The sequence below is a fragment of the Rhodococcus sp. 06-235-1A genome (assembly GCF_002258785.1).
GTDB lineage: Bacteria > Actinomycetota > Actinomycetes > Mycobacteriales > Mycobacteriaceae > Rhodococcoides.
Genome location: NZ_NOYI01000034.1, coordinates 19,379 through 30,652, shown reverse-complemented (window position 1 = coordinate 30,652; position 11,274 = coordinate 19,379). Strand labels below are relative to the sequence as shown.

General features: G+C 64.2%; 1 protein-coding gene. It reads right to left on the bottom strand.

The window, feature by feature from the left end; translation table 11 throughout:
- Positions 1-11,272: non-ribosomal peptide synthetase (locus CH275_RS27940; RefSeq protein ID WP_143546901.1), on the bottom strand; the 11,272-nt coding region annotated here is incomplete at its 3' end.
- Between the last annotated feature and the right edge of the window lie 2 nt (positions 11,273-11,274).

The window sequence follows — 11,274 nt, the reverse complement described above, 5'->3', positions numbered from 1 at the left end:
CCCGCATATCGAACTCGCCGTACGTCAACGACACACCCTCGAACGAGATCGCCACCGCATCCCGATCCGCCGCCACCCGCGCATCGAAACCATCCAACAGCAACACCTCGTCGACGATCACCGCCGTCGCATTGCGCCCGACCACCAATTCCTCGAACTCCGAATCCGCCAGCACAGCAATATCGCCCACCGCAACACCCGAATCCGCAACCACAGCTTTCAGCACCGCCACGAACTTATCCGCAAAGCCGGCCACCGTCGACTCATCGAAAAGGTCGGTCGCATAAGTGAATTCGGCCGCAATTCCGGCCGCCGCGCCATCGTCGCCGTATCGGTCGTGCAGAGTCAGCTGGAGGTCCGTCTTCGCCAAAGACATCTCGAAGTCGACAGAACCGACACGCAATCCAGCCAACTCGAAATCCGACTGTGCAAGGTTCTGGAACGTCAACCCCACCTGGAACAGTGGGTTTCGGCCCATCGAACGAGCCGGATTGAGCACCTCGACCAACCGCTCGAACGGAACATCCGAATGCGCGAACGCACCCAGATCCCCCATCCGCGTCGCCGCCAACAACTCGTCGAACGACGCTGCAGGATTCACCTCCGAACGCAGCACCAACGTATTGACGAACATCCCGATCAGGTCGTCGAGCTCACGCGCGCCTCGCCCTGCGATCGGAGTACCCACAGCGACGTCGCTCGTCCCCGACAGCCGCGCCAGCAGTACTGCCAGTGCAGCGTGCACGGTCATGAACAATGTTGCGTTCGTCGCCCGCGACAACAAAACGAGATCGTCGTGCAGCGACGCATCGATCGTGAATCGAACGGTGCGACCGCGGAAACTCTGTTGCGCGGGTCGTTGCCGGTCGGACGGCAGATTCAATTGTTCCGGGAGCCCGGCAAGAGTGCGTTGCCAGTACGAGGTCTGTTCGGACGCGACGGAACCTGGGTCTTGCTCCGACCCGAGTACGGCACGCTGCCACAGCGCGAAATCCGCGTACTGCACCTCCAGCGGACGCCACTGCGGCACCCGATCCTGCGATCGAGACTCGTACGCCACCATCACATCTCGCGCCAACGGACCCATCGACGCACCGTCCGCCGAAATATGATGCACCACGAACGCCAACACGAAGTCCTGCTCACCGAGCCGGAACACCCGCCCCGCCAACGGGATCTCGGCCGCAACATCGAAACCACGCATCATGAAGCGAACGACGTTCTCCTGCAACGACGCCGGATCCACATCGAGCAACTCGATCACCGGAACCGCACCATCCCCCGCCACGATCTCCTGATAGGGCACACCCTCGTACGCCGGGTACATCGTGCGCAGCGATTCGTGACGCTCCACCACATCGGCAACCGCAGCCCGCAACGCCTCCACATCGAGTTCGCCCAACAGTCTGACGACCAGCGGGATGTTGTCCACCGCGGACGACGTGTCGAACTGATTCAAGAACCAAAAACGCTGCTGCGCAAGCGACAACGGAATCCGCTCGGGTCGCGGTCCTGCAACCAACGCAACCCGTCCCCCACTGCCCACCTGCGACTCCAACACGGCCGCCAACGCACCCACCGACGACGACTCGAACAACACCCGCACCGATACGGACGCGTCCAACGCCACACCCAACCGCGACACCACCTGCGTCGCGACCAACGAATTACCACCCAACGCAAAGAAATCGTCATCCAGACCCGCCCGAGGCACACCCAACACCTCGGCGAACACCCCCGCCACCAACTCCTCCACCGGAGTCGACGGCGCACGATACTCCCGCGCCTGGAACACCGGATCCGGCAACGCCCGCCGATCCAACTTGCCGTTGGGTGTCAGAGGCAGGGTTTCGAGCACGACGATCGAGTCCGGAATCATGTAGCCCGCCAGGAATCCGCCGATGCTGGTGAGCAGTTCCGGTACGTCGAGGTGACTACCGGACTCAGGCACCACGTACCCGACCAAGCGATCGCCGAACTCTCGACTCGACCGCACTTCCGCCACGGCTGCGGCGACACCGTCGGCACGGAGCAACGCAGACTCGATCTCTCCCAGCTCTATCCGGAAGCCTCTCAGCTGCACCTGGGAGTCGCTGCGCCCTGCGTATTCGAGAATTCCGCTCGAATTCCAGCGAGCCACGTCACCGGTGCGATACAGACGTCCCCCGAGCCGATCGAACGGATCGGCCACGAATCGCGACGCAGACAGCGGAGCGCGTCCCGTGTAACCCCGTGAGAGCTGATTGCCCGCGACGTAGACCTCACCCGGCATCCCCACTGCGGTGGGCCGCAGTCGTGAGTCCAGAACGTACACACCGAAGCCGGGCAGCCCGCGCCCGATCGCCGACGCCGCCCCGAGCACCGCCATCGACTCGTCGAGTTCGTGGAACGATACGTGCACGGTCGTTTCGGTGATTCCGTACATGTTCACGAGGACCGGTGCGCTCGCATGCCTGCTGTACCAGCCCGTCAGACGTCCCAGGTCCAAGGCCTCGCCGCCGAACACCACGTAACGCAATGTCAGATCGGCGCCACCGGCCACACGGTCCGCCTCCGCCAGTTGATAGAACGCAGACGGCGTCTGACTGAGCACCGTCACCTTCTCTGCAGTCAACAAGTCCAGAAAGGCCTCCGGTGACCGAGAAGTGAAGTAGTCCACCACCACCAACCGGCCACCGTGCAGCAGCGGTCCCCACAGTTCCCAGACCGAGAAGTCGAACGCGAACGAGTGGAACATCGTCCACACATCGTCGGATCCGAAGTCGAATTTCGATCCTACGTTCGCAAACAACTCGACGACGTTACGGTGTGAGATCACAACACCTTTGGGGCGTCCGGTCGAACCCGATGTGTAGATGACGTACGCCGCGTTGGCGGGCCGCAGCGCCCCTGTCCGCTCGTGGTCCCCGATCGGACCGTCCGCCTGTGTCGCCGACTCCTCGTCGGGATGGCCGAGGGTCACGATGGACGCCCAGGGCGCGTCGATGGTCTCGCTGCCTGCTGCGTCGGTCACGACCGATACCGGTCGTGCGTCGTCGAGAATGTAGGCAATGCGCTCGGCCGGGTTGGTCAGGTCCACCGGTAGGTACGCCGCGCCGGTCTTCGATACGGCCAGCAGCGCCACGATCAGTTCCGCAGTGCGCGGCAGGGCGACCGCAACCAACCGTTCCGGACCGGCACCGTCCTCGATCAACCTGCGCGCCAGTACATTCGAGCGACGGTCCAGTTCCGAGTAACTCAGCGACGAGCTTCCGACCGTCAGCGCAGTGGAATTCGCATACCGGGCGGCGCTCGACGAGAACAGCGAAACCAGCGTGTCGGACTCACCGACGTCGACACCCGGCTGGTTCCATTCCGACGTGACCAGTTGGTGTTCGCCGTCGAGCAGAACCGACAACTCGCCGATCGAGCTCGTCGTGTCCGACGCCATGGCCGTAAGCAGAGCAACGAGCCGTTCCACGATGCGTTCTGCATCTGTGAACTCGAAGAGATCGCTGAAGTATTTGAGCGTGAACCGAATTCGGCTGTCCGCGACGACCAACAAGGTCAACGGATAGTGCGTGTTGTCGTCCGATTCGATACCGACGACGGACATGCCGTCGATAGCCGTCGCCTGCTCGGCCAGACCTTCTCGATCGACCGGATACGACTCGAAGACGGTCAACGTGTCGAACAGATCGCTCCGGCCGACGGCACCGTGGATGTCTGTCAGACTCACATGGTGATGCTCGAGCAGATCGGCCTGCTCGGACTGCGTACGGGTCAGAAATGCCTCGACGGACTCGGTGTCGTCCACCCGAATCCGCACCGGAATGGTGTTGATGAACAAGCCCACCATGTCCTCGACCCCGACGAGATCGGCGGGACGCCCGGATACGGTCGCGCCGAAGACCACGTCGTCCTGACCCAGCATCCTCCCGAGCAGAATCACCCAGGCACTCTGGACCACGGTATTGATGGTGACTCCGAGACGAGCGCCGATGTCGACCAGGGCCGTCGTAGTCGATTCGTCCAAGGCTGCTTCGATTCGACCTGAACGTGCCGAAATCTGACGAAGCCCGGATGCAGCGGCGACCGATGTCGGATCGCCGAGACCGCTCAGAGCACGAGTCCAGGCAGCGATGGACTCGGCCCGATCGCGTCCGCTGAGCCAGGCCAGGAAGTTGCGGTACGAACGCGTGCGGGGAAGCACCGAGGCGTCGCCCTTCACCGCGTACAGGACCATCAAGTCCTTCATGAGCAGCGGCAGGGACCATCCGTCCAGCAGAACATGATGGTTGGTGAAGACCAACCGGTAGTGAGTGTCGTCCAGCTTCACCAAGCTGAAACGCAGCATCGGACCCGTGGTCAGATCGAACCGACGAGCTTGATCCTCGGCAGCGAATGCGGCTGCAGCAGCATCACGTTCCGACACGGGCGTCCCGCCGAGATTCACGTCCTGCCAAGGTACTTCGACGTCGTGGAGCACTATCTGAACTGGGCTGCCGTCACCGGCCTCGCCGAACACGACGCGTAGATTGTCGTGGCGATCGAGTAGCGCCTGGGCCGCACTGCGCAGCCGATTCGCGTCGACCGCGCCTTCCAGCGCCAGCACGATCTGCATCGTGTAGACGTCGACGGACTCGTCGGCGAGCAGCGCGTGGAACAGCAGCCCTGCCTGCAGCGGGGCGAGCGGCCACACATCGTCGACGGCCGACACCCGGGAGACGCTGGGGTACCGCCGTTCCCACGTCTCCAACTCGCGTTGAGTCACCGTCACCAACGGAACGTCGGACGGTGTGAGGCCGCCCGCCGTCCCGGTCGCGACTCTGTGCGCGATCGCGGTCAAACCCTCGATCCACAGGTCTGCGAATTCGCGAACATCCTCGCCGTCGAGGGCACCGGACGCGTAGGCCACAGTTGCCTGCAAACGCGGACCCTCGGGCGAGTCGGCGACGACGGCGTTGATGTCGACGGTCTTGTTCGCCGGCATATCGGCATTGCCGATCGCGTTCAGGTCTCCGAGATCTTGCGCCGGCAGCCAACCGACCGTGTCGAATCCTTCGGGGATGTCGCCCGCGGTGACGCGGCCGAGGTAGTTGAAGCTGATCTGACCAGCAGACAGAGGAGCCAGGTCGCGTGCCGTGTCCTCGTTCAAGAATCTGAGCATGCCGTAGCCCATCCCCTTGTCCGGGATGGCCAACAGCTGTTCCTTGACCGCTTTGACCGCCCGGTCGGTTTCCGGGCTTCCGGTCAATGCCTGGGCGACGTCGATTCCGGTCAGGTCGAGCTTCACTGGGAACACGCTCGTGAACCATCCGACGGTACGAGACAAGTCGGCGCCGGGTACGACGTCCTCTTCTCGTCCGTGCCCTTCGAGCTGGACGATGCCGACTGCAGATTCGACCCCGCGCCTGCTCCGCCAGTGCGCCAAGCCGAGCGCCAGGCCCGCGAGCAACCCGTCGTTGACTCCGCCTCGGAAGAACTCCGGGACCGAGGTCAGCAGCTCCGCTGTCACATCCGCCGGCAAGGCGACATCGAAACGCTCCACCGTTGCCGCCACATCGACGGTCGGGTCGAACGACCGCGCACCGAGAGCTGGATCGGCACTGGAGCCGATCGCTGTCCAGAAAGGCAGTTCGGCAATGCGTCGCGCGGAACGGGCATCCGCGGCCAGGCCGTGAGACCACCGGCGCAGCGAGGTGCCGACGGCAGGCAGGCTGGGAATGCCGTTCTGCGACAGTTGAATCCAAGCGGACATCAGGTCCGGAACCAACACTCGCCAGGACACACCGTCGATGACCAGGTGGTGTGCGACGATCACCAGTCGACCGGTTCTCTCGGTGCCGAAATCGATCCACACCAAGCGAAGCATCACGCCCGCGGACGGATCCAATTGCGACAGCGCTGCGTCCAGCGCTCCCGAGGCCGTTGCGGTGACATCGTCCGGGGACGCGGACGGATCGACGACCACATGGTCGATCAGCCCATCGACATCGACCTGCCCCGGGGCGGCAACGTCGAGTCCGAATCCACGGTGGTCGTGTGTCAGCGTCGATCGCAGAGCGTCATGGTGATCCACCACCGCAGTCAGGGTTGCCACCAGCGCGGACCGGTCGACGGCCTGCGGCAGCTCCACGGTGAGGTTCTGAGTGAACCGTGAGTATCCGCCTCCCTGCGTGACCAACGACTGTGCGAAAGGCGTGAGTGGCATCCAGCCGACTCCTCCGCCGTCGAGCTCGTCCAGAACGGCGACGGTCTCGCCACTTCGTCCGGCGATCTCGGCCAAGCCGGCAATACTCTTGCGCTCGAAGACGTCCCGTGGAGTGATGGCCACTCCGGCGGCCTTGGCGCGTGAGACGAGCTGAATGGAGACGATGCTGTCGCCACCGAGAGCGAAGAACGAATCGTCCACGCCGATGTTCTCGCGACCGAGGACGTCGGCGAACACGCCCGCGAGAATTCTCTCGACATCGGTGGACGGTGCTCGAAAACCCGCCCCCGTGTCGAGGGCGGGAGCCGGGAGCGCCTTGCGGTCGAGCTTGCCACTGGAACCGAGAGGGAATTCGGTCAGCACGATCACTGCGGTAGGCACCATGTATTCGGGTACGCGTCGGCCCACTCCTGCCAACAGTGCCGTCTGGTCCACCGTTGTGCCGGGTGCGGCCACCACGTACGCAACCAGCTTGTCTCCGATGGCGTCGTCGTTTCGGACCATGACGACGGTGCGCGAAACAGATTCGTCCGCGAGCACCGCCGCTTCGATCTCTCCGAGCTCGATCCGCTGCCCACGAAGCTTGACCTGGAAGTCCGTCCGGCCGATGTACTCGATCTCGCCGTCCTCGGTCCAGGTGACTCGGTCACCGGTGCGATACATACGGCTTCCGTCGTTGCCGAACGGGTCGGCCACGAAACGGTCCGCCGTCAGATCCGAACGTGAGATGTATCCCCGTGCGAGTTGCACGCCCGCCAGATAGAGCTCACCGGCGACCCCGGCCGGGACGGGATGCAGACGTGAATCCAGCACGTGGACACGGGTGTTCCACACCGGCCTGCCGATGGGAACACCCCCCTGATCGGAATCGTCGACCTCGTGTTCGGTCACTTCCACTGCGGCCTCGGTGGGTCCGTAGAGGTTGTGCACGCGTACACCGGGGAGGGCGTGTCGAACCGAATGTGCCACCTTCGCGGTCAGCGCCTCACCCGATGCGAACACCCGAGTCAACGTGCGCGCCTCGCTTATCCCCTCGAACTCGGCGAACACGGCGAGCAGCGAGGGAACGAAATGCACTGTTGTGACCGACTTTTCGACGATGACACGCGCCAGGTACGCCGGATCACGATGCCCGTCGGGGACGGCCAGCACGAGAGTTGCCCCGGTCTGCAGGGGCCAGAACAGCTCCCACACCGATACATCGAAGGTCACCGGAGTCTTCTGCAGGACAAAATCGTCCATGCCGAGTCGATATCTGTCCTGCCGCCACCGAAGGTAGTTGCAGACCGCGGAGTGCGCCACGGCGACACCCTTCGGCATGCCCGTCGAGCCCGACGTGAAGATCACGTAGGCCGTGTTCTGCGGACGGAGAACGTCGAGTCGCTCGGTGTCGCGAAGTCGATCCGCGGAGTACCCACTCAGGTCGAGCGTATCGACGTCGACCGCTGTGGACGACACGCTCGGAATCGAAGGCACCCTGCCCGCCGTCAGCACCAGAACCGGCTCGGCGGTACTCAGAATGTGCTCGATTCGCTCCTCCGGCTGGTCCGGATCGACGGGGACGTAGGCCCCGCCTGCCTCGAGGATCGCATACATCGCGACGAGCATCGACGTACTACGCCGAATCATCAGTCCCACACGAGCTTCGGGGCCGACGCCCGCAGCGACCAGGTAGCGGGCCAACTGATCGACCCGTTGAGCGAAGGTGCGGTAGTCGAGTGTCTCGTTCTCGAATACGACAGCAGGCGCAGACGGAGTCCTGGCCACCTGATCTCGAAAGAGCGAGACCAATGTCGCGTCGGGCAGGGGTTGGACCGTGTCGTTGACGATCCGGTCGAAGTTGTCCCGCTCGAACGGGAACAGGACGTCGATGTCCCCCACCACGACGGCCGGGTCCGCAGTGACCGCATCGAGTACGGAGACGAATCGGTCCCAGAACTTGCCGATGGTGCCTTCGTCGAACAGGTCCGTCGAGTAGGTCCACGCGACCGACATCGCTGCAGGTTCGGTGTCGGTGCTCGGCGTGTGCTCGACGGTTATCTGAAGATCGAATTTGGCGCTGACCACGTCGATGTCGACGGCCGAGATCGTCAAGCCAGGAAGCTCGAGTGCGGTCACGCCGATGTTCTCGAACGACAGCATGACCTGGAACAGCGGGTGCCGGGCCGTCGAGCGCGCGGGTGAGATCACTTCGACCAATCGCTCGAACGGAACGTCGGCGTGGCCGAACGCCGTCAGGTCGAGTTCGCGAACCCCGGTCAGGAAGTCACGGAACGCGATTGCCGGGTTCACCTCCGTCCGGAGCACCAGCGTGTTGACGAACATGCCGATGACATCGTCGAGAGCCTCGTCGCCGCGCCCCGCAACCGGTGTGCCGATGGCGATGTCGTCGGTGCCGGACAGCCTGGCAAGAACGATCGCCAGTGCCGCGTGCACCACCATGAACGTGGTGCTGTCGTGGTAGCGCGCGACGGCGGTGATTCGATCGGCGATGTCCGGGTCGAGGTGCGCGGTGAACACGGCACCGGCGTCGGTCGATACTGCCGGTCGAGGGCGATCGGACGGCAGATCCAACTGGTCCGGCAGGCCCGCCAAGGCCGAGATCCAATAAGATTCCTGGGCGCTGATCAACGAGGACGTGTCGTCCTCGGATCCGAGGACATCGCGCTGCCACAACGTGTAGTCGATGTACTGCACAGCAAGCGGAGTCCAGTCCGGGGCGTGACCGGCGGCACGAGCACCGTATGCGACCATGACGTCACGAGTCAGTGGTACCAACGAAAAGCCGTCCGCGGCAATGTGATGCACCACGAGTACGAGGATGTGCTCGTCTCCGGTTACCCGAAACAGTCTCGCGCGCAACGGAACATGCTGTGTGACGTCGAACCCGCCGAGTACGGTTTCGGTGATCCGCGGTGCGATCTGCTCGGCCGAGATGTCCAGCGGTTCGAGATCGGGCAGCGCGTCTGCAACCGGAACGAGAACCTGTTGACCGATGCCGTCGACCTCGGGATACACGGTGCGCAGCGGCTCGTGCCGCCCGACCACGTCGGCAACCGCGGCCACCAATGCCGCTGTGTCGAGTGCTCCGGTCAGTCGGATCGCCAGCGGAATGTTGTTCACCGACGACTCGGGCTCGAACTGGTTGAGGAACCACATTCGCTTCTGCGCCAGTGACAACGGCGATTGCGCCGGCCGCGCGTACGGTTGCAGCGGAGGTCGGCCACCGGCACCGCGCTCGATCTCCTCATCGGCCATCCGCGCGAGCCTGGCGATGGTCGGTGCCTCGAAGAACGCCCTGACGTCGATTCGAATGCCGAGCGCTGAATTGGCCCGCCCGATGACGCGGGTCGCGCTGAGCGAGTTGCCACCGATCTCGAAGAAGTTGTCGTCGATACCTACCCGTTCGACACCGAGAACGTGTGCGAATGCGTCGGCGAGTACCGTTTCGGTCTCGGTCTCCGGCGCGCGGTACTTCGCCACGGCCGCAGAGAGATCGGGTTCGGGAAGAGCTGCCCGGTCCAGTTTTCCGTTCGCGTTCAACGGGAATCGATCCAGATCGACGAACACTGCGGGCACCATGTACGACGGGAGCTGCTCACGAACGAGCTGAGCGAGCGCGTCGTGCTCCACCGGAGCATCGGTGGTGAGGTACGCAACGAGCAGTTGGTTGCTCGCATTGTCGGAATTGACCAGTGCCACCGCACCACTCACGGCCGGGTGACGGGTGAGCGCCGCCTCGACCTCACCGAGCTCGATTCTGAGCCCACGCAATTTGACCTGAAAGTCCGTGCGCCCGAGGTACTGCAGCTCACCGGCCGACTCGGCCGCTGTCGACGGCACCACTCGCACGAGGTCACCGGTTCGGTACATCCTCTCGCCCGGTCCTCCGAACGGGTTCGCGACGAATCGGTCCGAGGTGAGTCCACTGCGGCCCAGATAACCACGAGCGAGCGCAGGACCGGCGAGGTACAGCTCTCCCGGAGTGCCGTCGGGCACCGGCTGCAGACGACTGTCCAGAACCGTTGCCGCCGTGCGCGGTACCGGGTTACCGATCGTGACGCCGCGCCCCGCCTCGAGGCGGGCGTAGCACGAGATGATGGTGGTCTCGGTGGGTCCGTACCCGTTGAAGTACGTCCGACCCGGAGCCCATTCACCGACGAGCTCGTCGGTGCTGGCGTCGCCACCCACCGAGACCACTCGCACGTTCGGGTGGTCTGCCGCGTCCACGGTTCCCAGCACGCCAGGGGTGATGATGGTGTGGGTGACCCGCTGTTCGGTCAGCAGCTCGGTGAGCTCCGAACCACCGATGATGTCCGGCGGTGCGACCACCAGCGAGCCGCCGCGGTGGAACGCACACAGGAGCTCGAGCACGGACGGATCGAAGCTCAGTGCGCAGATGTGCAGAAACCGCGTGGTCTCGTCGAGACCGTAGAGTTCCGAGGCCGTCTCCACCAGAGGCTGCAATCCGGTGTGGGTGACGACGACACCCTTCGGAGTGCCGGTCGACCCCGACGTATAGATGACATATGCGGGGTGCTCCGGGAGCAGTGCCGACCGTCGATCCTCGTCGAGGATCGGTTCCGCAGACGCGCCGTCGATCTCGGCCTGCGCTTCGGCTTCGTCCAGGACGAGCCACCGTGGCCCACTCGGCAGCCGGGTGGAGAACTCACCGATGGTGATGCCGATATCCGCGCCCGAGTCGGTCACCATGTGAGTGATGCGCTCGACGGGAAGATTCGGATCGACGGGCACGTACGCCGCACCGGATTTCGCGATTGCCCAGATCGCCACCACGGACTCGATCGACCGACGGATCCCGAGCGCCACGACGGTATCGGGTCCTGCACCTCGGCCGATCAGGACTCGGGCCAGCCGTGACGAGCGCTGGTCCAGCTCCTCGTACGACATGGTGGCGGAGCCGAAGGAGACGGCAATCTTGCCGGGATCGAGTTCGACGGCTGCAGTGAGCAGCTGCGGAAGCAGAGCCGCCCGAGCCACCCTGCGTCGTCGCTCGGGGCGCCTCCGCTTGGATTCGCCCTGCCGACGGCCGGCACCGTTCTCGCGCGAGGAGGTCATCC